Raw genomic sequence first — 22,425 nt, 5'->3', positions numbered from 1 at the left:
CGAAACGGCACCGATCAGGCATCTGTATCTGTTCGCCGGTGCGTGTGACGGCGGGTGCGCCGCACGATGTGGATGTGAGCATGGTCGTCGAACGCGGGCTGGCCCGCTGTCCGCGCTGCGTGTCGGTAGCGGACTACGCCTTCATCGAATACGCCCGCGGCATGCGGTACGAAGTTCGCTGCCGCAAGTGTGGCGAATGCTACGAGGAGGAGAGCCGGCCCTCGGCGGCGCTGGCTCCGGTGCCCGCCCCCGAACCGCCGATCGAGTGGCCGCCGGACCACGATCCCGTCCCGCCGCGGGACTGGCGCGCCGAACTGCGCGACCGCGTGTCAGAGGTCGCCCGGCACGGACGCACGGGCATCGACCTGCTGGGCCGAAGCGCCACCGCGTTCGGTACGCAGGCGCTCACCTGGGTCCGGGATCACCAGCGGCGCGGCAGCACCGAATCCGGGAGCACCGAAAGCGAGGCCGGGCCGACCACCGACGCGAAGGTCAGCGTCGATCAGACCGGCGGGTAGGCCGGTGGCGGGTAGACCCCGCGCAGAATCCAGGCAAACCAGTTGATGCCGTATTCCAGCTCGTCGCTGGCGTCATAGTCCGGGTTGGGATCCACGTCATCACCTCTCGCCTGGTGCGGGCTATGCCAGGAGTGTAGACCGGCCCGGCCCCAGCCGACACCGCATCCACTTAGACTGGCCAACCAGTTAGTAGATCGCCGAGAGTCAGGCCTGCTTATAGTGAATCGCCATGTCTGAGACCGCCACACCGAACGGGATGTCGCGCCGGGAGGAACTGCTGGCCGTGGCCACCAAGCTGTTCGCCGCGCGCGGCTACCACGGCACCCGGATGGACGACGTCGCCGACGCGGTGGGCCTGAACAAGGCGACGGTCTACCACTATTACGCGAGCAAGTCCCTGATCCTCTACGACATCTACAAGGGCGCCGCCGACTTCACCGTCGACGCGCTGCACGACGATCCGACGGCGTCGGCGCGCGAGACCATCTACCACTTCACCCGCCGGTTGCTGGTCGGCATCGCCAGCGACATCGAACGGGCCGCGGTCTACTTCCAGGAGGGGCCCTACATCACCGAGTGGTTCACCGAGGAGCAGGTGGAGTACATCCGGGAGAAGGAGGCCCAGGTCTACGAGCACGTCCGCGACGTCATCGACCGCGGCATCGCCAGCGGTGAGTTCTACGACTGCGACTCCCACGTCCTGGCGCTGGGCTATATCGGGATGACGCTGGGCTCCTACCGGTGGCTGCGGCCGCACGGCCGACGCAGCGCCCAGGAGATCGCCGTGGAGTTCAGCACGGCGCTGCTGCGCGGCCTGATCCGCGAGGAGGCAGTCCGGACGGGTTCGCCGCTGGGTGTCGCAGCGGAACCCGAGACCGCGCGCTGACTGCCCACCGACCCGGGTATCCCGTCGGGTGATGATCCACGTCGGCTGCTCGGGTTGGGCGTACAACCACTGGAACGGCGTGCTCTACGAGCGCGGCGTGCCCACGGCGCGTCGACTCGAGCGCTACGCCGCGGAGTTCGACACCGTCGAGCTCAACGGCAGCTTCTACCGGTGGCCCGCGGACGCGTGGTTCGCCCGGTGGCGCGAGCAGCTGCCGGCCGGTTTCGTCATGGCGGTCAAGGCCGCGCGCGGGCTGACGCATGCGCGACGGCTGCGCTCACCGGAGGTGTGGATCGAACGATTCGAGCGCGGCTTCAAGGAGCTCGGTGACCGCGCCGGACCGCTGCTGGTCCAGCTGCCTCCGGCGTTCGAGCGGGACGACGCACGTCTGGACTACTTCCTCGGCGCCATGCCGGCGGCCATCCCGGTGGCGGTGGAGTTCCGGCACCCGTCGTGGGAGGACCCGGGCGTCTACGAGCTCCTCGAGCGACACGGCGCCGCCTATGTGGTGATGAGCGGGGCCGGACTGCCGTGCAACCTGCGCGCCACCGCGAAGTTCGTCTATGTCCGCCTGCACGGTCCCGACCCGGGATCCCTGTACGGCGGCTCCTACAGTGCGCAGGACCTGCGGTGGTGGGCCGACCGCATCGAGGAGTGGCGGGCGCAGGGACGCGACGTGCTGGTCTACTTCAACAACGATCTGGAGGGCAACGCGGTGCGCAATGCGCGCGACCTGCGCGCGCTACTGGGGTGCTGACGGTCGATATGCTCAGCCAATGCCGTTGGTGAGTAAGACAGTCGAGGTCGAGGCGTCCGCCGAGACGGTGATGCGGATCGTGCAGGACTTCGAGAACTACCCGCAGTGGAACGAGGAGATCAAGGGCTGCTGGGTGCTGGCCCGCTACGGCGACAGCCGGCCCAGCCAGCTGCGTCTCGACGTGGTGGTGCAGGGACAGTCCGGCACCTTCATCACCGCGGTCTACTACCCGGCCGAGAATCAGATCTACACGGTGCTGCAGCAGGGCGACCACTTCGACAAGCAGGAGCAGCGGTTCTCCGTGGTCCCGATCGGGCCGACCACGCTGCTGACCGTCGACCTCGACGTCGAGACCAAGCTGGCGCTGCCCAAGCCGATGGTCAAGAAGGCGATCGGCGACACCCTCGACTACCTTGCCGACAACCTCAAGAAACGCGCCGAGGACCTGGCGGCCTCCTAGCTTCTCAGCAGCCGCCGCGGGTCCACAGGCCCACCTGATCCAGCCACGCCAGCAGGCGGGCCAGGCCGTCGGTGAACTGCTGATCGGTCAGATCCACCACGGTGTGCACGTCCCGTCGGCGCAGCGCCGCGATCAGGCGATCGTGGCTGGCCACCGCCGCGGCGCCCCAGGCAGGATCGGTGGCGAACAGCTGCGGCGGCAGATACCGGGCGGCGTGCAGCAGGAACCAGGCCAGCTTGATGCGCCCGCTGGCCCGGTTGAATGCGCGGTGAAAGGTGAACTCCGCCAACGTGATCGCCTGCGGGTCGTCATCCCGGACGGCCGCGGCCAGCGCGTGGTTGAGGCGGTCGAGCTCGTCGATCTGCGCGTCGGTGATCCGCCGGGTGGTGGTGGCCGCCAGTTCCTGCGCGATGGTGGACTGCAGCCAGAAGATGTCCTCGATGTCCTTACGCGTCAACGGCACCACGCGGTGACCGCGGTGCGGCTGCAGCTCGACCATGCCCTCGCCGCGGAGCGTGCGCAGCGCCTCGCGCACCGGGGTGATGCTCACCCCCAGGCGCGCGGCGGTCTCGTCGAGTCGGATGTAGGAGTCCGGCCGCAGCACGCCGGTCATGATCTCCGACCGCAGCCGAGCAGCCACCTCATCGGAGAGCTGTTCGCGCCGTACCGATCCCGAGCTGCGGGCGCTTGCGGGAGCGTTCATCGATCACGGGCCTTTCGGACGCCGGCCTTGTCCTCCGGGCCGGAGGGGCCATAGTGTGACCGGGGCAACAACATGTTTGATCAAATATCATGCCGGCGCAACCCACCCATTGGAGCGAACGACGTTGACTGATCCCGCCGGTGCCTCGGGCACGCCGACCGATCAGCCCTACCTGGCGCGCCGCCAGAACTGGACCAACCAGCTGGCCCGCCACGTGCTCATGCAACCCGGCGCGACCGCGCTGCGCTTCCTCGGCCGCACGATCACCTGGGCCGACCTGGACCGGCGGGTCAACGCGCTGGCCGCCGACCTGCACCGCCGCGGCGTCGGCTTCGGCGACCGCGTGCTGATCCTGATGCTCAACCGTCCGGAATTCATCGAGTCGTTCCTGGCGGTCAACAAACTGGGTGCGATCGCGGTGCCGGTGAACTTCCGGATGACGCCGCCGGAGATCGCGTTCCTGGTCTCGGACTGCCAGGCCCGGGTGGTGATCACCGAATCGGTGCTGACCAAGGTCGCGACCGGGGTCCGCGAGCTCGAGCCCACCCTGGCCACGGTGATCGTCGCCGGCGGCGGAACCGAGGAGGATGTGCTCGATTACGAGCAGGTGGTCGCCGACAGCGACGGCGACTGCCCGGCGGTCGACATCCCCAACGAGTCGCCGGCGCTGATCATGTACACCTCCGGCACCACCGGCCGGCCCAAGGGGGCGGTGCTCACCCACGCCAACCTCGCCGGTCAGGCGCTGACCTTCCTGTTCACCAGCGGCGCCGACCTCAACCACGACGTCGGGTTCGTCGGGGTGCCGCTGTTCCACATCGCCGGCATCGGCAACATGATTCCCGGCCTGCTGCTGGGCCGGCCCACCGTGCTCTACCCGTTGGGTGCGTTCGAACCCGGTGAACTGCTCGACGTGCTCGAAGCCGAGCAGGTCACCGGCATCTTCCTGGTTCCGGCGCAGTGGCAGGCGGTCTGCGCGGCGCAACGCGCCAAGCCCCGCGCGCTGCGGCTGCGCACCCTGTCCTGGGGCGCGGCACCGGCGTCGGACACCCTGCTGCGCGAGATGGCCGAGACCTTCCCGGGTGCGCAGATCCTCGCCGCGTTCGGGCAGACCGAGATGTCCCCGGTGACGTGCATGTTGTTGGGCGAGGACGCCATCCGCAAGCTCGGCTCGGTCGGGAAGGTGATCCCGACCGTGTCGGCCCGCATCGTCGACGACGAGATGAACGACGTCCCGATCGGCCAGGTCGGCGAAATCGTCTACCGCGCACCTACCTTGATGGCCGGCTACTGGAACAACCCGGAGGCCACCGCCGAGGCGTTCGCGGGCGGCTGGTTCCACTCGGGCGACCTGGTGCGCCAGGACGACGAGGGCTACATCTGGGTGGTCGACCGTAAGAAGGACATGATCATCTCCGGCGGGGAGAACATCTACTGCGCCGAGGTGGAGAACGTGCTGGCGGCCCATCCGGACATCGTCGAGGTCGCGGTGATCGGCCGCGCCGACCCCAAATGGGGCGAGGTTCCGCTTGCTGTGGTGGTGGTGCGGAGTTCGCTGGGAGTGGGCTCCGGTGCGCCTCTGGGACTGGCCGATCTCGACGAATTTCTTACGTCTCGGCTGGCGCGGTACAAGCATCCGAAGGCCCTCGAAGTCGTCGATGCGTTACCGCGAAACCCCGCGGGCAAGGTGCTCAAGACCGAGCTGCGAGCCCGCTTCAGCTCGGCGGAATTCGTTGACGCCGACGAAAGCAACGCTGCGCCAACAGCTTCCGCCGCGAACCGGACCGGGTAGCCGGGTGGGCCGGGGTTTGCTAACAGTTCGGAGTTCAATACCGCCGATGCGGTACGCGGGGCGGAATCCATCGGGTACAGTCCTGTGGTCTGTCTTACTACCAACCGGTAGGGAGACGGTGGTCACTGCAACTGGGTCCGGGCGGGAAGGGGGCGTGCGACAGGTGCTGTCGGTGCGCTACGCCGGTGACGGATATGTCGCGGAGGCCTCCCGGTGACGATCTCGTCGAAGTCCAGCAACATGACCGGCTACGTCCGTGACCAGGTTCGCCCCGGGCTCGAGGCTGTCGGCGGCTTCGTGCGGATGTGTGTGCTCACCGGTAAGGCGCTGCTGCGGCCGCCGTTCCAGTGGCGCGAGTTCATCCTGCAGAGCTGGTTTTTGATGCGGGTGGCGTTCCTGCCCACGCTGGCGGTGTCGATCCCGCTGACCGTGCTGCTGATCTTCACCCTGAACATCCTGCTGGCCGAGTTCGGCGCCGCCGACGTGTCCGGCGCCGGCGCGGCGATCGGCGCCGTCACCCAGCTGGGTCCGCTGGTGACCGTGCTGGTGGTCGCCGGCGCGGGGTCCACCGCGATCTGCGCCGACCTCGGTGCGCGCACCATCCGCGAGGAGATCGACGCGCTCGAGGTGCTGGGTATCGACCCGATCCACCGGCTGGTGGTGCCGCGCGTGGTCGCGTCGACGTTCGTGGCGATCCTGCTCAACGGCGCGGTCATCACCGTCGGTCTGGTCGGCGGGTTCATCTTCGGCGTGTATCTGCAGAACGTTTCGGCCGGCGCCTACGTGTCGACGCTGACGCTGATCACCGGCCTGCCCGAGGTGTTGATCTCGATCATCAAGGCCGCGACCTTCGGCCTGATCGCGGGCTTGGTGGGGTGCTATCGGGGCCTGACCGTGGGTGGCGGCGCGAAGGGCGTGGGCACCGCGGTCAACGAGACGCTGGTGCTGTGCGTCATCGCGCTGTTCGCCGTCAACGTGGTGCTGACGACCATCGGTGTCCGATTCGGAACGGGGAGCTGACGTGTCGACGACTGCCGTTCTGAAAGCCCGCTTCCCCCGGGGCGCCGCCACCGCACAACGGGTGGCCGGCGCGCCGGCCCGCGGGCTGGAGTCGTTGGGCCACCTCGCCTGGTTCGTCGTGACCGCCGTCGGCTCGATCGGCCACGCGCTGCGGTTCTACCGCCGGGAGATGCTGCGACTGATCGCCGAGATCGGCATGGGCACCGGCGCAATGGCCGTCATCGGCGGCACCGTCGCGATCGTCGGCTTCGTGACCCTGTCGGGGTCGTCCCTGGTGGCCATCCAGGGCTTCGCCTCGCTGGGCAACATCGGCGTGGAGGCGTTCACCGGCTTCTTCGCCGCACTGATCAACGTGCGCATCGCCGCCCCGGTGGTCGCCGGTCAGGCGCTGGCCGCCACCGTCGGTGCCGGCGCCACCGCCGAACTGGGCGCCATGCGCATCAGCGAGGAGATCGACGCGCTCGAGGTGATGGGCATCAAGTCGATCTCCTACCTGGTCTCGACGCGCATCATGGCCGGCTTCGTGGTCATCATCCCGCTCTACGCGATGGCGATCATCATGAGCTTCCTGTCGGCGCAGGTGACCACGACCGTCTTCTACGGTCAGTCGATCGGCACCTACGAGCACTACTTCCGCACGTTCCTGCGGCCCGACGACGTGATGTGGTCCTTCATCCAGGCCGTCATCATCTCGGTCATCGTGATGCTCAACCACTGCTACTACGGCTTCTACGCCAGCGGCGGGCCGGTCGGCGTCGGCGAGGCCGTCGGCCGGTCGATGCGCGCCTCACTGGTCGCGATCGTCTGCGTGGTCCTGTTCGCTTCGTTGGCGCTCTACGGCGTCGACCCGAACTTCAACCTGACGGTGTAGCGCGATGACAGCTCCTGCCGCGTCGCGCCGCCAGCCCCCCTACAAGATCGCCGGGCTGGTCCTGGCCATCCTCACGATCGTCATGTTGGTGTTGGTCTACCTGCAGTTCCGCGGCGAGTTCCTGCCGCGCAAAACCCTGACGCTGATGTCGCCGCGTTCGGGCCTGTCGATGGACCCCGGCGCCAAGGTCACTCTCAACGGGGTGCAGATCGGCCAGGTCGGCCAGGTCGAGCAGGTCACCGTCGGCGACGAACCGCGCGCCAAGCTCGTCGTCGAAGTCAACCCCGAGTACTTCGACCTGATCCCGCGCAACGTGCAGACCGAGATCAGCGCGACGACCGTCTTCGGCAACAAGTACGTGTCGTTCTCGAGTCCGGAGAACCCGTCGAAGGAGCGCATTGAATCCGGTGACGTGATCGACGTGACGTCGGTGACCACCGAGTTCAACACGCTGTTCGAGACCGTGGTGTCGCTGGCCGAACAGGTCGACCCGATCAAGCTCAACCAGACCCTGACCGCCACCGCGCAGGCCCTCGACGGGCTCGGCGACCGGTTCGGTGAGGCGATCGTCGACGGCAACGAGATCCTGGCCGAGATCAACCCGCAGATGCCCCAGATCCGCCGGGACAACCGGCTGCTGGCCGACCTCACGAGCATCTACGCCGACGCGGCGCCGGACCTGTTCGACGGTCTGCAGAACGCCGTCACCACCGCTCGCACCCTCAACGCGCAACGGGGCGACCTCGACCAGGCGCTCATCGCGTCGGTCGGGTTCGGCAACACCGGCGGCGACGTGCTGGAGCGGGGCGCCCCGTACTTCGTCCGCACGGCCGAGGACCTCATTCCCACCACGGCGCTGCTCGACAAGTACAGCCCCTCGTTCTTCTGCATGTTCCGCAACTACCACGACGTGGCACCGAAGATCAGCGACGCGCTCGGCGGTAACGGCTACTCGCTGAAGACCCACTCGCAGGTCCTCGGCCTCGGTGCGGGCAACGCGTACGTGTATCCGGACAACCTGCCCCGGGTCAACGCCAAGGGCGGACCGGGTGGACGGCCGGGCTGCTGGCAGCCGATCACCCGGGATCTGTGGCCGGCGCCGTTCCTGGTGCTCGACACCGGCGCGTCGATCGCCCCCTACAACCACCTGGAGCTGGGCCAGCCGCTTCTCACCGAGTACGTCTGGGGACGCCAAGTCGGGGAGCACACGATCAACCCATGAAAATCACCGGAACCGCGATCAAGCTCGGCGCCTTCTCATTGGTGCTGCTCATGTTCACCGCGCTCATCATCATCGTCTTCGGGCAGGTGCGCTTCGACCGCACCACCGGCTACTCGGCGATCTTCTCCAGCGCCAGTGGCCTGCGTCCGGGCCAGTTCGTCCGGGCCTCCGGCGTGGAGGTCGGCAAGGTCAAGGGAGTCGAGCTGATCGACGGCGGCTCCAAGGTCAGGGTCGATTTCAACGTCGATCGGTCGCTGCCGCTGTTCGACGAGACCCGCGCCTCGATCCGCTACCTCAACCTGATCGGCGACCGCTACCTGGATCTGTCGCGCGGCGACAGCAACACCAAACTCGATGCAGGGGCGACCATCCCGATCGAACTCACCGAGCCGGCGTTGGACCTCGACGCGTTGATCGGCGGCTTCCGCCCGGTGTTCCAGTCGCTGGAACCCGAGAAGGTCAACACCATCGCGCAGTCGCTGGTCACCGTCTTCCAGGGCCAGGGCGGCACCATCAACGACATCCTCGACCAGACCGCGTCGCTGACCTCGGCCCTGGCCGACCGGGACCAGGCGATCGGCGAGGTCATCACCAACCTCAACACCGTGCTGGAGACCACCGTCCGCCACCAACAGCAGTTCGACGAGACCATCCAGAACTTCGAGGTCCTGATCACCGGGTTGCGCAACCGCGCCGACCCGCTCGCCGAATCGGTCGCCGACATCAGCGACGCGGCCGGCACGGTGGCGGACCTGCTGGCCGACAACCGGCCGCTGTTGCAGGACACCGTCAGCAAGCTCGAGGTCCTGCAGGAGCCGCTCGTGGAACAGAGCCCCGAGCTCAACACGTTCCTCTCCGACCTGCCCGACGCGCTGGCGATCATCGGCCGCTCGGGCGGTATCTACGGTGACTTCTTCAACTTCTACGCCTGCGACGTCAGTTTGAAGCTCAACGGTCTGCAGCCGGGTGGGCCGGTCCGCACGGTCAAGATCTGGAGCCAGCCGTCGGGTAGGTGCACGCCGAAATGAGAGTCCTCGAAGGGTCCAACCGCGTCCGCAGCGGGCTGATGGGCGTGATCATCCTGGTCATCGTGATCGGGGTGGGGCAGAGCTTCGCCAGCGTGCCGATGTTGTTCGCCAAGCCCTCCTACTACGCGGAGTTCGCCGACACCGGCGGGCTTAACAACGGTGACAAGGTGCGTATCGCCGGCGTCGACGTCGGCACCGTGCAGTCCATGGAGATCGACGGGGACCGCGTGGTGATCGGCTATTCGCTCGGCGGCACCCAGATCGGCACGCAGAGCCGGGCGGCCATCCGCACCGACACCATCCTGGGTCGGCGCAACATCGAGATCGAACCGCGCGGCGAGGATCCGTTGCCGCCCAGCGGAACTCTCCCGCTGTCCCAGACCACGACGCCGTACCAGATCTACGACGCGTTCGACGACCTGAGCACCTCGGTGGCCGGCTGGGACACCCAGACGGTCAAGGAATCGCTCAACGTGCTCTCCGAGACCATCGACCAGACCTATCCGCATCTGAGCGCGGCGCTCGACGGGGTGGCGCGGTTCTCCGACACCATCGGCAAGCGCGACGAGCAGATCAAGCAGTTGCTGGCCAATGCCAACAAGGTCGCCGGCGTGCTCGGCAACCGCAGCGGGCAGATCAACCAGCTGCTGGTCAATGCGCAGACCCTGCTCGCGGCGGTCAACGAGCGCAACTACGAGGTCGGGCGATTGCTCGAACGGGTGGGCGCATTCTCCGCGCAGGTGCGGGGATTCATCGACGACAACCCGAACCTCAACCGGGTGCTCGAGCAGCTGCGGGTGCTCTCCGACATCCTCGCCGAACGCAAGCTGGACCTCGCCGACACGCTGTCGTCGCTGTCGAAGTTCATGGTGTCCCTCGGTGAGGCGCTGGCCTCGGGCCCGTACTTCAAGGTGATGCTGGCCAACCTGGCGCCGTACTGGCTGCTGCAGCCGTTCGTCGACGCCGCGTTCAAGGAGCGGGGCATCAACCCGGAGGAGTTCTGGCGCAACGCCGGGCTGCCCGCCTTCCGCTTCCCCGATCCGAACGGCACCGGCTTCCCGAATGGGGCGCCGCCGCCGGCACCGACGCCGCTCGAGGGCACGCCGGAAAACCCCGGCCCTGCAGTGCCTCCGGGCTCGCCGTGCTCGTACACACCCCCGGCCGACGGTCTGCCGCGCCCGGGTGACCCGCTGCCGTGCGCGGATCTGACGGTCGGGCCGTTCGGCGACAACCCCTACGGGCCCAACTATCCGGGGGGACCGAACGTCGCGACCTCGGCGCCCAACGCGCACGGCCCGCATCCGTCACCGGGCGTACCGGCCGCGGCCATCCCCGGTCAGTTGTCGCCAGAGGTGCCCGGCGCCCGGGTGCCGCTGCCCGAGGCTCCGCCCGGGGCGCGCACCGTCCCGTTGGCCCCGCAGCCGTCGGCGCCGGACTTCACGCCGGGAATCGCGCCGCTGCCGCCGGCCCTGACCGGTCCGCCGCCGCCGCCCGGGCCCGGGCCGGCGCTCCCGCCCGCCGGTGAGCCGCCGCTGCCGGGCAATCCGCCTTACCTCCCACCGGGATCGCAAGGGTAGGGGGCCGAAACATGTCGACTGTCTTCAACATTCGCAACTTCAAGGTGCCAGGGGTGTCCCGCGGCGCGGTGATCGTCGGGACTATCATCGTGGTGCTGGCGCTGATCGCCTTGCTCGTCGGCTGGAACCTCTACAAGAACATCACCCAGAAGAACCTGACCGCCTACTTCACCCAGACCCTCGCGCTCTACCCCGGTGACAAGGTTCAGATCATGGGTGTGCAGGTCGGCACGATCGACAAGATCGAACCCGACGGCGACAAGATGAAAGTCACGATGAACTACTCGAGCAATTACAAGTTGCCCGAGGACGTGACCGCATCGATCATGAACCCGAGCCTGGTGGCGTCCCGGTCCATCCAGCTGTCCCCGCCCTACACCGGCGGAGACGTGTTGCCCGACAACGCCGTTCTCGGTCTGGACCGCACTCAGGTGCCCGTCGAGTACGACGATCTGCGCGACTCCATCAATAAGCTGCTCACCGATCTCGGTCCCACACCCGAGCAGCCCAAGGGGCCCTTCGGCGACATCATCGAGTCGGCGGCCGACGGCTTCGCCGGCAAGGGCCGTCAGCTCAACCAGACGTTGACCAACCTGTCGGAGGCGCTGTTCGCCCTCAACGAGGGCCGCGGCGACTTCTTCAGCGTCATCAAGAGCCTGGCGCTGTTCGTCAACGCGCTCGACCAGAGCGACCAGCAGTTCGTGGCCTTGAACAACGATCTGGCCCAGGTCACCAACGCGTTCACCAACACCGACGACGAGGTCGCCACCGCGCTGCGCGACCTTGAGCAGTTGCTCTCCACCACAAGGGAATTCATCAACACCAACGGTGAGGTGCTGGCCACCGACGTCAACAACCTCGCCGACGTGACCAACGCGATCCTGCAGCCCGAGCCGCGCGACGGCCTCGAGACCGCGCTGCACGCGTACCCCAACGTCGCGGCCAACCTGATGAACATCTCGTCGCCGAACGCCGGCGGCATCGTGACGGTGCCGGTGATCAACAACTTCGCCAACCCGATGCAGTTCCTGTGCAGCGCGATTCAGGCGGGCAGCCGGATGGGCTACCAGGAATCCGCGGAACTGTGCGCGCAGTACCTGGGGCCGATCCTCGACGCGATCAAGTTCAACTACCTGCCATTCGGCGCCAACCAGCTGCAGCCGGCCTACACGCTGCCCAAGCAGATCGCCTACTCCGAGGAGCGGCTGCGTCCGCCTCCGGGATACAAGGACACGACGGTGCCCGGCATCTTCTCCCGCGACACGCTGTTCTCGCACGGCAACCACGAGCCGGGCTGGATCGTGGCCCCGGGTATGCAGGGCGTCGAGGTGCAGCCGTTCACCGCGAACATGCTGACCCCCGAGTCGCTGGCCGAGTTGATGGGTGGCCCGGACATCACGCCGCCACCGGCACCGCCGGCATTCGGGACCACCCGCAACGGCAACCTGCCCGGCCCGCCGAACGCGTTCGACCAGAACAACCCGCTGCCGCCGCCGTGGTACCCGCAGCCGGGAGGGCCGCCGGCCCCCGCGCCGGGCGTGATCCCGGGCGACCCGCTCGGGGCGATCACTCCGGCCGCACCGGCACCCGCCGCGCCCGCGGCGCCGTCGGGACCGCTGCTGCCGGCCGAGGCAGGAGGCTGAGCCATGGGTAGATGGAGCACATTGGCTCAGCGGGCCGTCGCCTTGGGGGCGGCGGCGCTGGTCCTGACGTCGTGCGGGTCCTGGAAGGGCATTTCGAACGTGCCGCTGCCCGGCGGGCCGGGCACCGGAGGCGACGCCACCACGATCTACGTGCAGATGCCCGACACGCTGGCGCTGAACGTCAACAGCCGCGTGCGCGTCGCCGACGTCTACGTCGGCCGGGTGCGGGCCATCGAGCTGAAGAACTGGGTGGCCACCCTGACGCTGGACCTCGATCCCAGCGTGAAGCTGCCGGTCAACGCGCTGGCCAGGATCGGCCAGACCAGCCTGTTGGGGTCCCAGCACGTCCAGTTGGACATACCGCCCGACCCCGCGCCGGAGCTGCTCGAAACCGGTGACACGATCCCGCTGAAGAATGCGTCGGCGTTCCCCACCACCGAGCGGGTGCTGGCCAGCATCGCCACCATCCTCAACGGCGGCGGGGTGTCGAACCTGGAGACCATCCAGACCGAGATCTACAACGTCCTCAACGGGCGCGCCGACCAGATCCGCGCGTTCCTCAACCGGCTCGACACCTTCACCGCCGAGCTCAACGCGCAGCGCGACGACATCACCCGCGCCATCGACAACACCGACCGGTTGCTCGCGGTGGTGGCGCAGCGCAACAACACCCTCGACGCGGTGCTCACCGAGTTCCCGCCGCTGATCCAGCATTTCGCGGAGACCCGGGACCTGTTCGCCGATGCGGTGGAATCGCTGGGGCGGATCAGCAACGCGTCCGTGGAGATGCTCGCCCCGGCCAGCGACAATCTCAATACCAACCTGGCAAACCTGCAGCGGCCGCTGCGCGAGCTCGGCAAGGCTGGTCCCTATCTGATCGGGGCGCTGAAGGTCTTCCTCACCGCGCCGTACAGCATCGAGAACGTGCCCAAGGCGATCCGGGGCGACTACATCAACGTGTCGATCCTGGTGGACCTGACGCTCTCAGCGATCGACAACGGGTTCTTCTCCGGCACCGGTATCTCGGGCATGCTGCGCGCGCTCGAGCAGTCGTGGGGCCGCGACCCGGCCACGATGATCCCGGACGTCCGGTTCACCCCGAACCCGAACTCGGCACCCAACGGGCCACTGATCGAAAGGGGGGAGTGAGCGATGCTGACGCGCTTCGTCAAGATTCAGCTGATTATCTTCACGATCCTGACGGTCCTCGCGCTCGGGGTGCTCGGGTTGTACTACCTGCGGCTGCCGAGCCTGGCCGGTGTCGGCCAGTACACGCTGCACGCGGATCTGCCCCGGTCGGGCGGTTTGTACGAAACCGCCAACGTGACCTACCGGGGCACCCAGATCGGGAAGGTGACCTCGGTCGAACCGACCGAGACCGGCGCCCGGGCGACGATGAGCATCGACATGGAGTACAAGATCCCGGTCGACGTAACCGCCAACGTGCACTCGGTGTCGGCCATCGGTGAGCAGTACCTCGACCTGGTTCCGCACAGCGACGGGGCGCCGTTCCTGGACCCCGGTCAGACGATCACCGACAGCACCGTGCCGGCCCCGGTCGGACCCGCGCTCGACGCCGCCAACAGAGGCCTGGAGGTGCTGCCGGCGGAGAAGATCGACGTGTTGCTGACTGAGACGTCCGAAGCGGTCGGCGGGCTGGGCCCGGCACTGCAACGACTGGTGGACTCGACGAGCAACATCGCCGAGGGCTTCCGCGACAACCTGCCGCAGGTCACCGACATCATCAACAATTCGGCGCCGATCCTGCAGAGTCAGGTCGACTCCGGCGATGCCATCGGGCAGTGGTCGCGCAACCTGAACACCATCGCCGCGCAGGCCGCCGCGCAGGACGCTGCACTGCGCAGCGGGCTGTCGCAGGCTGCGCCGACGCTCGACCAGGTCACCACGGTGTTCAGCGACGTGCGAGAAGCGCTGCCGCAGACCCTGGCCAACCTGGCCGTGGTGACCGACATGCTCAAGCGCTACAACAAGGGCGTCGAACAGACCCTGGTGATCTACCCGCAGGGCGCGTCGCTGCTGCAGATGGGCTCCATCTTCGAAGACGGCGGCCTGCTGCACTTCGGTCTGTCGATCAACCAGCCGCCGCCGTGCATGACGGGCTTCCTGCCGGCCTCGGAGTGGCGCTCGCCCGCCGACACCAGCACCGCGCCGATCCCGTCGGGCACCTACTGCAAGATCCCGAAGGACTTCCAGGGCAACGTCGTTCGCGGCGCGCGCAACTACCCGTGCGCCGACGTGCCCGGCAAGCGGGCCGCCACTCCGGCGGAGTGCCGCAGCGACGAGCCCTATGTTCCGCTGGGCACCAACCCGTGGTACGGCAACCCCAACCAGATCCTGTCCTGCCCCGCGCCCGGCGCGCGCTGCGACCAGGGGGTCGACCCGGGCCGGGTGGTGCCCGCGCCGTCGATCAACAACGGGATGAACCCGCTGCCCGCCGACCAGCTGCCCCCGCCGGAACGGCTGGCACCCACCAGCGATCCGGTCAGCGCTCCCGGCTCGGGTACGGTCAGCTGCAGCGGGCAACAGCCCAACCCGTGCACCTACACGCCAGCCCAGGGTCCGCCCGGCTCCACCGCCGCGTACAGCCCGAGCTCCGGTGAGGTGGTCGGACCGGACGGCGTCCGGTACAACGTGAACAGCTCGAGCAACCCAGGAGACGACGGATGGAAGGAGATGCTGGCACCAGCCAGCTGAACCGCACCATCGACGCCGACGCTGACAGCGCGCCGGAGGAGACTCCCGCCCCGACGGCCGATGACGCGTCATCGAACCCACCACCCGTTACCCGCCGCCCGGCGCGGCTGGGCAGGGGGTGGGTGACCACCGTGTGTGTGCTCTTGGTGCTTCTCACCGCCGGTGCCGGCGTCGGTGGTTTCTTGGCGCTGCGGGCCAACGACCGCGCCGAGGAGATCGCCCGCGCCGACGAGGCAGCGCTGTCCGCAGCCAAGGAGTGCATCGCGGCCACCCAGGCCCCGGACACCGCGGCGATGGCCGCCGCCCAGACCAAGATCCTCGAGTGTTCGACGGGCGAGTTCGGCGTGCAGGCCGGCCTGTACAGCAGCGTGCTCGCCGAGGCCTACGAGGCCGCGAACGCGACGGTGCAGGTCGATGACCTGCGGGCCGCGGTCGAGCGGCACAACGAGGACGGCACGGTCAACGTGCTGGTCGCGGTGCGCGTGCGGATCACCAACGCCGAGGCCGCCGACCAGCAGGTCGGGTATCGGCTGCGCGCGACGATGGCGTTCGACGAGGGCAGGTACCGGATCGCTGAGATGGAGCAGGTCACCTCGTGACGACCGTCTTGGACCGCACCGCAGCGCCCGAACACGAACCGGCCGAGTCCGCACCATTGGCCTCGTGGCCGGCGCGCGCCGGTGCCTGGGCCGTCGATGTGCTCACCCCGCTGGGCGTGGCCGCCACGATGGCGCTGCTGGCGCTCAGCGCCCCGGCCGACGGCTGGGCGCGCTGGGTGTTCACCGTCGGCTTCGCGCTGGCTGTGCTCGCGCTGCCGGCCAACCGGCTGGTGCTGCCGGTGGCCACGGGCTGGACGCTGGGCCGGGCGCTGGTCGGCATCGCGGTGCGCCGCCCTGCCGGGTCGGCGGGTCGCGAGGTCGGGCTGGCGCGCCTGACCGCGCGCGAACTCGCCCATGTACTCGACACGGTCGCGCTGTTCGTCGGCTGGCTCTGGCCGCTGTGGGACCGCCGCAAGCGCACTTTCGCCGACCTGCTGGCCCGCACCGAGGTTCACCGCGTCACCCCGCCGCGGCGGGACATGCGGCGGCTGGTCGCCGGTGTGCTGATCGGTGCGGCGGTGCTGTGTGTGGCGGCGGTCGGCCTCGGGTACGGCGCGGTGTACCGGCAGGAGCAGGCGGTCGACGCTGCGCGTGCGCAGATCGCCGAGCAGGGCCCGCGCATCGTCGAACAGATGCTCAGCTACGGCGCCGAGTCGATCGACGACGATTTCGCCCGGGCGCAGTCGCTGACCACCGACGGGTACCGCGAGCGGCTGATCGCCCAGCAAGACGCCGTTCGGCAAGCCGGTGCCACGACCAACGAGTACTGGGCGGTCAGCAGCGCTGTGCTGACCGACCCGCCGCTGACCCCGGACCGCGCGGCGATGCTGCTGGCCATGCAGGGGCAGCGCGGCGCCACGGCCGAGGACCTGAAGTTCATCACCGCGACGGTGCGCGTCGAGTTCGAGAAGTCCGGCGACGGGCAGTGGCGGGTGGCCAACCTGACGGTGCTCAAGGCACCGCAGATGGGTCAGGCGGCCCAGTGAGCCCGCGGCGCAGATTCGACGACCAGAACGGTGTCGGCGAGGCGGTCGACCCCGACTACTTCGTGGTCGCGCCCCGCCCGCCGCGACGCTGGGGGCTGGCGCTCGTCAGCGCCGTGACCGCGATTGTGGTCGCGGCCGCCATCGGGGCCAGCACGTTCATGCTGGTGCGTCAGGAAGCCGATCGCCGTGCCGAGGTCAAGGAGGCGGCGGCGCTGGGTTATGCGCGGGAGTTCATGACGATGTACACCAGCCTCGACCCGTTCAACGCCAACGCCTACGCCGACCGGGTCGCCGCGGAGGCCACCGGGGAGTTCGCGAAGAACTTCAACGACAAGCTCAACGAGATTCTGGTGCAGGTGGCCCGCTCGGAGCCGTCCACCGGTGAAGTGCTCGAGGCCGGTCTGCAGCGCTGGAACGACGACGGCAGTGCCGACGTCCTGATCGCCACCAAGGTCTCCTCGACCATGCCGGACGGCCAGACCACCATCGAGAGCGGCAGCCGCTGGATCGCCACCACGATCAGGGAAGGACAGCAGTGGAAGATCAGCAACCTGGTCCAGGTGATCTGACCACCGGCGAGCCGTCACCCGCTCCGGACCGGCCGCGCCGCGGGCTGTTCCGCCGCAGGCGGCGCAGCGAACCGCCGACCGCCGGCGACGCTGCCGCCGAGGTGCAGGAGGCTCCGCCGGCCGCCGAACAGACCAAGACACCGGTCGGGAAGGCCCGGCGCCAGCCCAAGGCCGAGCAGGCCGCCGACGACGCCGCCGAGGAAACCGCGGAAGCGCAGGACGCCGGCGAGGACGCCGCAGCCGAGACCGTGCTCGTCGAGCACCGGCCCGCCGGTCGGCGCCTGCTCGCCGCGGCCGCGATCGCCGCGGTGTTGTTCGTCGCGGCCGCGGCCTTCGCCGGCGCCGCCGTGCAGCCCTACCTGGTGCAGCGGGCGCTCGTGGCGACCAAGCTCGAGATCGCCCGCACCGCGACCGAGGCGATCACCGCGTTGTGGACCTACACCCCCGAGGACATGAACACCCTGGCCGACCGCGCGACGGTGTTCCTGGGCGGAGATTTCGCCGACGAATACCGCAGGTACATCGACGCCATCGTCGAACCGAACAAGCAGGCGCAGGTCACCAACTCCACCCAGGTGATGGGCGCGGCCGTGGAATCGGTTTCACCCGCGGGCATTCCGACCGAGGCCACCGCCATCGTGTACACCAACTCGGTCGCGACCAGCCCGGTGACCAAGAACATCCCGTCGCTGCGCTACCTCTCCTACCGCTTGACGATGCAGCGGGACGGTGGCGACTGGCTGATCACCCGGATGTCGACCATCACCACGTTCGACCTGACGCCGCAGCTGTAGCTCGGCGCCCGCACCCAGCCGTGCACTTCGTCAAGGCCCATTCGGATGCGCCCGCGGGTTTCTTCGCGTGCGAAGCCGCAGGGCTGCACTGGCTCTCCCGGGCCGAGGGTGGTGTGCCGTGCGCGCGGGTGCTGGCCGTCGACGAACGGTCCCTGACGCTGGAGCGCCTGATCAGCGCCGGCCCCGATGCGTCGGCCGCCCACGCGTTCGGTGCGCGGCTGGCGCACACCCATGCCGCGGGTGCCGACGGGTTCGGCGCCGCGCCGCCCGACTGGACGGGGACGACCGGTTTCTTCGGCCCGCTGCAACACCCGTTGCCGATGAGCTACTGCCGCGAAACGTCGTGGGGCCGGTTCTACGCCGAGCACCGGCTGTCGCCGATGGCCGAAGTTGCCGGGCCGCGGCTCGACACCGAGACCGCGCGCACCGTGGCGCAGGTCGTCGCCCGTTGTCGAGCAGGCGATTTCGACGACGACGACGTCGCGTGCCGGCTGCACGGCGACCTGTGGGCCGGCAATGTCATGTGGACTCCGGACGGGGTCGTGCTGATCGACCCCGCCGCCCACGGCGGTCACCGGGAGACCGACCTGGCGATGCTGGCCCTGTTCGGGTGTCCGCACCTCGAGGCCGTCCTGACCGGGTACCAGAGCGTGTTCCGGCTGCGCGCCGGGTGGCGCGACCGGACCGGACTGCACCAGTTGTATCCACTGCTGGCCCACGTCGCGCTGTTCGGTGCGAGCTACGTCGGGGCGACGCGGTCGGCCGCACGCAGTGCGCTGGCGACCCTGTCTAGTTGAACGCCAGCCAGGCCGGTTGCGCGCGTTCGCGCGAGTCGCACAGCACGGCCATCGTGTCGCAGGATCCGCGCGGCGAACCGGCGCCGGCCCACATGCCGCCGGTGTCGCGGCGGAGCACGATCGCCGACGAGCCCCCGCCGTCGAGCAGTACCGCGGTGTCACTGCCCAGTCCCCGGTACAGATCCTGGATCTGGTCCGGGGTGTAGTTGCCGCCCTGGAACACGTACATCTCGTCGCGATCGCGGACATAGCCCAGCGCCGTGCGGGCGGCGCTGGGGCCGGGGTCGTTGAGTTGGCCGGTGTCGCCGGGGGCCAGCAGTCCGATGCCGGCCACCGCGACGAAGCGGGTGCCCTTGTCGATCAGGCCGGTGATCACCGGCGTCGCGGCGTCGTAATCCTCAGGCGTTTTCGGGGCCACCACGAACGGCGCGCCCCTGACCGGCAGGATCATCGTCGACAGCGCCATCCAGTTCTCGTTGCCGCCCGAGAGCCCCTGCTTGCCTGCGTAGGCCAATGTGCCGGTGACCTTGGTGTTGGTACGGCCCAGGGCTCCGGTGTTGTCGACGTAGGCGCCGAGTGGGGAACTGCACCCGGTGGTCTTCCAGGAGCCGCCCTGCTGGCCCCGGACGTCGAAGAAGTTCGCGTTGATCGCGATGGTCGGCTGCCCGAGGGCCTGCCAGGCCTGGTGCGGCGAGTAGATCTCGGAGGCCTGCCAGAGACCTTCCGATGTGCGTGCCCGCGGATCCCGCTCGCAGCGCGCCTGATAACCGGTGTGGGAATCGGCCAGCAACCGCGGGGCCAACCGCTGGGAGGCGGCCTTGATGATCATCAGCCGCCCGCCGTTGTTCAGCTCATACCAGTTGCCCCCCGCGTTGCGCATCGGCGCAGGGAACCCCGAGCCGAAGTTGTACACCAGGTAGGAGCCACGGGTGTTGGCGATCGCCGCGGCCAGCAACTCCCGCGCGTCGGCCGCGGCGGCGACCGGCGCGGTCCCCAGCTGCGCGACGGTGAGGGCGATGACGGCGCCGAGTACCCGGACGACGGCGGCGACGCGTCGCGAGGTGACGGCGATTCCACCCACCGGGACTCCTCAAGTGATGGCAACAGCAAAGTCTGTCGGCACATCAACCGTAATCCCAATAATCACTCTGTCAACTTTGATCACTCCCCGGTGTCGAAATTGTTTCACGTGAATCACTGCACGTCAGCGGAAAAGCCAGGAGCGTGAGGCGTACGAGACCAAAGTGACAGCTGGGATTCTCGCGGAGCCTGATGTCAGAACGGTCCGCCGAAGCCGGGGAGGCCTTTCAGCAAACGGCCTGCGGGGTCACGCCGGAGGCGTCAACCGGTAGATCGCGTCGGCGCTGTCGTCGGTGATGTAGACGGCGCCATCCGGACCGGCGACAGCGGCCACCGGCCGGCCCCATCGCGAACCGTCATCGGCCTGGAAACCCCCGACCAGGGTCTGCTGGCCGCCGAGCGTGCCGTCGCGCCACGGGTAGAAGGACACCTCGGGCGGTCGCGGCGGTTGCCGGTTCCACGAGCCGTGCACGCCGATCAGCGCGCCGCGGGCGAAGGGTTCGGGAAGCGCGCCGTCGACGAAGGCCATGCCCAGCGGTGCCGAGTGCGCGCCCATCGACTGCTCCACCGGTGGCAGCGCGGCGCAGTCCATCGCCTCGCCGTCGGGGTTGGTCTGCACGTCCCGGATGAACGGCAGATCGGCCGGGCCGCCGTCGGAGTTGCAGTAGGGCCAGCCCAGTTCGCGTCCGGGGGTCAGGCGCGCGATCTGTTCGGGTGGGTGATCATCGACGTAGTCCTCGAGCACCTCGCCGTAGGACGGGCCGGGCTCGGGGAACGCGACGTTGTCGCGGCCGTTGACCGCCGTCCAGATCGAACCATCCGGTGCGGCCGCCAGTCCGGTGCCGTTGCGCACCCCGGTCGCGAACGGCTCTGCGGGGCCGCCGCCCGGCGGGATCCGCATGATCGTCGCGCGGGGCGGATCGGCGCTGCGGTCCGCTGCGGAGATGTTGCCGGTAGAACCGATCGAGAAGTACACCGCACCATCGGGGCCGACGGTGACGCTCTTCAGCGCGTGGGCATACGCGCCGCGCAGCTCGGGACTCTCGGCGTCGGGGAGGCCGCCGGCGATGATCCGGCGCCCGGTCGCGGCCCGTCGGCGTAGTCGTAGGCGACGATCTCGTCGCTCTCCGCGACGTAGAGCGTCGGTCCGTCGAACGCCAGCCCGTGCGGCTGGTCCAGGTCCTCGAGCAACACACCGTCGCCGGCGGCCGCGCCGTCGGCGGTGAACCGCGCAACGGTGCCGGCGCTGGGCGCCGAGACCAGCAGGGTGCCGTCGGGCGCCCACGCCGCCAGCCTTGGCCGGGGAGTGCGGGCCCACACCGACATCGACCAGCCGCGCGGGACCACCGCCTGGCGCGGCTCGTCGAACGGCGCCGCGGCCAGGTCGGCGGGAACGTCGACGGTGACCGCCTCGGTGTCGACGGTGTTCTGCACGGGCGGGCCCGCGGGGCTGCTGGGGCTGCCGGCGCGCGTCGATTCCGGTTCGGGCGCCGGGGACTGCGCGCACCCCGCGAGCACCGACGCGCTGAGCGCCAGCGCCGCAAAACCGTTACGCCGCACCGATACCGGCATGCATCTCCCAAATCAGGATCTCGGCCGGCTCGGAGGCGGTGACCCGCTGACCGCCCGAACCGGTGAACCGCACCGCGTCCCCTTCGTCGAGTGCGCCGGCGCCCTCCAAGTCGACTCGGCCGCGCGCGATGAACAGGTGCAGGTAGCGCGCCTCGGGAAGCTCGACGCTCTGGCCCGGGTGCAGCCGCGCGCCGTGCAGCGCCGCATGCCGGTTGCCGATGGTGATGGCGGCGGCGTCGCGGTGGGCCGGCATGCCCGAGGCGATCGTCACCAGCCGCCCGGCCAGCAGGTCGTCGTCGATCTCGAGCTGCTGGTAGCCCGGCGTCGAACCGGACTCGTCGGGCACCACCCACATCTGCACGAAATGCACGGGCTCACTGTGGGATTGCTCGCCGGTCAGCGTCCAGGAGTCGTTCTTCTCCGAGTGCAGGATCCCGCGCCCGGCCGACATCCGCTGGGCCAGCCCGGGGTAGATCACCCCCGAGTTGCCGGTGGAGTCCTGGTGCACGAGCGACCCGCGCAGCACCCAGGTGACGATCTCCATGTCGCGGTGCGGGTGGGTGTCGAAACCCGTGCCCGGCGCCACCATGTCGTCGTTGTTGACCAGCAACAGTCCGTGATGGGTGTTGTCGGGTTCGTAGTGGTGGCCGAACGAGAACGAGTGCTTGGAGTCGAGCCAGTCGATCCCGGTGGTGGCGCGGTCCCCGGCGCGCCGGACGTCGACGTAGCTGCGGGTGGCGGTCATGCGATCACTCCTCGGGAGTCGTTGTCAGCCTAGGTGGCGGGACTACCGCCGACAACATGCATGACGCATCATGTATTCCGGTAGGGTGGGG

21 protein-coding genes and 2 pseudogenes are annotated in these 22,425 nt (G+C 68.9%); 18 read left to right on the top strand and 5 right to left on the bottom strand.

What is annotated here, in order from left to right; translation table 11 throughout:
• The first annotated feature begins 80 nt into the window (after window positions 1-80).
• Window positions 81-518 (top strand): hypothetical protein, encoded by a 438-nt coding sequence (locus tag G6N31_RS20545; RefSeq protein WP_234815127.1) that lies wholly within the window; start codon window positions 81-83, stop codon window positions 516-518.
• Here the strand turns inward: G6N31_RS20545 and G6N31_RS27165 are convergent.
• Window positions 503-613 (bottom strand): annotated as a pseudogene (locus tag G6N31_RS27165) (CAP domain-containing protein); the annotation flags it as partial. The gene G6N31_RS20545 and the pseudogene G6N31_RS27165 sit on opposite strands and share 16 nt — an antisense overlap.
• 134 nt (window positions 614-747) lie before the next feature.
• On the opposite strand from G6N31_RS27165, the gene G6N31_RS20540 reads away from it, so the two are divergent.
• From G6N31_RS20540 to G6N31_RS20530, 3 genes are read left to right on the top strand one after another with little or no spacing between them, the layout of a single operon-like run.
• Window positions 748-1,404 carry a TetR/AcrR family transcriptional regulator gene (locus G6N31_RS20540; protein ID WP_098000213.1) on the top strand — a complete coding sequence of 219 codons (657 nt, stop codon included), beginning with the start codon at window positions 748-750 and terminating at the stop codon, window positions 1,402-1,404.
• A 31-nt stretch (window positions 1,405-1,435) separates the two neighbouring features.
• The gene (locus G6N31_RS20535; RefSeq protein ID WP_276057789.1) at window positions 1,436-2,161 is read left to right on the top strand and encodes a DUF72 domain-containing protein; all 726 of its coding nucleotides are present in this window, start codon (window positions 1,436-1,438) and stop codon (window positions 2,159-2,161) included.
• Between the two features lie 19 nt (window positions 2,162-2,180).
• Window positions 2,181-2,621, top strand: a complete 441-nt coding sequence (locus tag G6N31_RS20530) for an SRPBCC family protein (protein WP_098000218.1) — start codon at window positions 2,181-2,183, stop codon at window positions 2,619-2,621.
• A 4-nt stretch (window positions 2,622-2,625) separates the two neighbouring features.
• Here G6N31_RS20530 and G6N31_RS20525 read toward each other — a convergent pair whose 3' ends face one another.
• Window positions 2,626-3,324, bottom strand: a complete 699-nt coding sequence (locus G6N31_RS20525) for a GntR family transcriptional regulator (protein ID WP_098000220.1) — start codon at window positions 3,322-3,324, stop codon at window positions 2,626-2,628.
• Window positions 3,325-3,448: 124 nt separating this feature from the next.
• On the opposite strand from G6N31_RS20525, the gene fadD5 reads away from it, so the two are divergent.
• The 14 genes from fadD5 (at window position 3,449) to G6N31_RS20455 (ending at window position 18,937) form a co-directional block, all read left to right on the top strand.
• Window positions 3,449-5,116, top strand: coding sequence for a fatty-acid--CoA ligase FadD5 (fadD5, locus tag G6N31_RS20520; protein WP_098000590.1), 1,668 nt, complete (start codon window positions 3,449-3,451; stop codon window positions 5,114-5,116).
• Between the two features lie 240 nt (window positions 5,117-5,356).
• Window positions 5,357-6,136: an MlaE family ABC transporter permease gene (locus tag G6N31_RS20515; protein WP_098000592.1), complete on the top strand. Its 780-nt coding sequence runs from the start codon at window positions 5,357-5,359 to the stop codon at window positions 6,134-6,136.
• Window position 6,137: 1 nt separating this feature from the next.
• On the top strand, window positions 6,138-7,007 hold the full coding sequence (locus G6N31_RS20510) for an MlaE family ABC transporter permease (protein ID WP_098000222.1): 870 nt from the start codon (window positions 6,138-6,140) through the stop codon (window positions 7,005-7,007).
• A gap of 4 nt (window positions 7,008-7,011) precedes the next feature.
• Window positions 7,012-8,229, top strand: a complete 1,218-nt coding sequence (locus tag G6N31_RS20505) for an MCE family protein (protein WP_098000224.1) — start codon at window positions 7,012-7,014, stop codon at window positions 8,227-8,229.
• Window positions 8,226-9,257, top strand: coding sequence for a virulence factor Mce family protein (locus G6N31_RS20500; RefSeq protein ID WP_098000226.1), 1,032 nt, complete (start codon window positions 8,226-8,228; stop codon window positions 9,255-9,257). The genes G6N31_RS20505 and G6N31_RS20500 overlap by 4 nt, the downstream gene beginning before the upstream one ends.
• Window positions 9,254-10,834: a virulence factor Mce family protein gene (locus G6N31_RS20495; protein ID WP_098000228.1), complete on the top strand. Its 1,581-nt coding sequence runs from the start codon at window positions 9,254-9,256 to the stop codon at window positions 10,832-10,834. Before G6N31_RS20500 ends, G6N31_RS20495 begins: the two co-directional genes overlap by 4 nt.
• 11 nt (window positions 10,835-10,845) lie before the next feature.
• Window positions 10,846-12,477 (top strand): virulence factor Mce family protein, encoded by a 1,632-nt coding sequence (locus tag G6N31_RS20490; RefSeq protein WP_098000230.1) that lies wholly within the window; start codon window positions 10,846-10,848, stop codon window positions 12,475-12,477.
• A gap of 3 nt (window positions 12,478-12,480) precedes the next feature.
• Complete coding sequence (locus G6N31_RS20485) at window positions 12,481-13,626, top strand: virulence factor Mce family protein (RefSeq protein WP_098000232.1); 1,146 nt, start codon at window positions 12,481-12,483, stop codon at window positions 13,624-13,626.
• Between the two features lie 3 nt (window positions 13,627-13,629).
• Entirely contained in the window at window positions 13,630-15,192 is a 1,563-nt protein-coding gene (locus G6N31_RS20480) for an MCE family protein (protein ID WP_098000234.1), read from the top strand.
• The gene (locus G6N31_RS20475) at window positions 15,162-15,791 is read left to right on the top strand and encodes an Rv1363c family protein (protein WP_098000236.1); all 630 of its coding nucleotides are present in this window, start codon (window positions 15,162-15,164) and stop codon (window positions 15,789-15,791) included. The genes G6N31_RS20480 and G6N31_RS20475 overlap by 31 nt, the downstream gene beginning before the upstream one ends.
• Window positions 15,788-16,777, top strand: coding sequence for an RDD family protein (locus G6N31_RS20470; RefSeq protein ID WP_098000238.1), 990 nt, complete (start codon window positions 15,788-15,790; stop codon window positions 16,775-16,777). The genes G6N31_RS20475 and G6N31_RS20470 overlap by 4 nt, the downstream gene beginning before the upstream one ends.
• Entirely contained in the window at window positions 16,774-17,346 is a 573-nt protein-coding gene (locus tag G6N31_RS20465; RefSeq protein ID WP_098000240.1) for an Rv1363c family protein, read from the top strand. Before G6N31_RS20470 ends, G6N31_RS20465 begins: the two co-directional genes overlap by 4 nt.
• A complete protein-coding gene (locus tag G6N31_RS20460; RefSeq protein ID WP_098000242.1) occupies window positions 17,313-18,140 on the top strand; it encodes a mammalian cell entry protein in 828 nt (275 codons plus the stop codon). The genes G6N31_RS20465 and G6N31_RS20460 overlap by 34 nt, the downstream gene beginning before the upstream one ends.
• A 20-nt stretch (window positions 18,141-18,160) precedes the next feature.
• Window positions 18,161-18,937, top strand: coding sequence for a fructosamine kinase family protein (locus tag G6N31_RS20455; RefSeq protein WP_098000244.1), 777 nt, complete (start codon window positions 18,161-18,163; stop codon window positions 18,935-18,937).
• Here the strand turns inward: G6N31_RS20455 and G6N31_RS20450 are convergent.
• The 3 genes and pseudogenes from G6N31_RS20450 to G6N31_RS20440 all read right to left on the bottom strand — a co-directional run bounded on the left by G6N31_RS20450 (window position 18,930) and on the right by G6N31_RS20440 (window position 22,334).
• Window positions 18,930-19,955 carry a phosphodiester glycosidase family protein gene (locus G6N31_RS20450; protein WP_098000594.1) on the bottom strand — a complete coding sequence of 342 codons (1,026 nt, stop codon included), beginning with the start codon at window positions 19,953-19,955 and terminating at the stop codon, window positions 18,930-18,932. The two genes, G6N31_RS20455 and G6N31_RS20450, sit on opposite strands and share 8 nt — an antisense overlap.
• Window positions 19,956-20,264: 309 nt before the next feature.
• Window positions 20,265-21,589, bottom strand: a pseudogene (locus tag G6N31_RS20445) (PQQ-dependent sugar dehydrogenase).
• Window positions 21,567-22,334 carry a pirin family protein gene (locus G6N31_RS20440; RefSeq protein ID WP_098000246.1) on the bottom strand — a complete coding sequence of 256 codons (768 nt, stop codon included), beginning with the start codon at window positions 22,332-22,334 and terminating at the stop codon, window positions 21,567-21,569. The pseudogene G6N31_RS20445 and the gene G6N31_RS20440 overlap by 23 nt, the downstream one beginning before the upstream one ends.
• Window positions 22,335-22,425 lie beyond the last annotated feature (91 nt).

It is taken from the genome of Mycolicibacterium duvalii (assembly GCF_010726645.1).
Taxonomy (GTDB): domain Bacteria; phylum Actinomycetota; class Actinomycetes; order Mycobacteriales; family Mycobacteriaceae; genus Mycobacterium; species Mycobacterium duvalii.
This window is presented reverse-complemented; position numbering and strand designations above follow the sequence as displayed.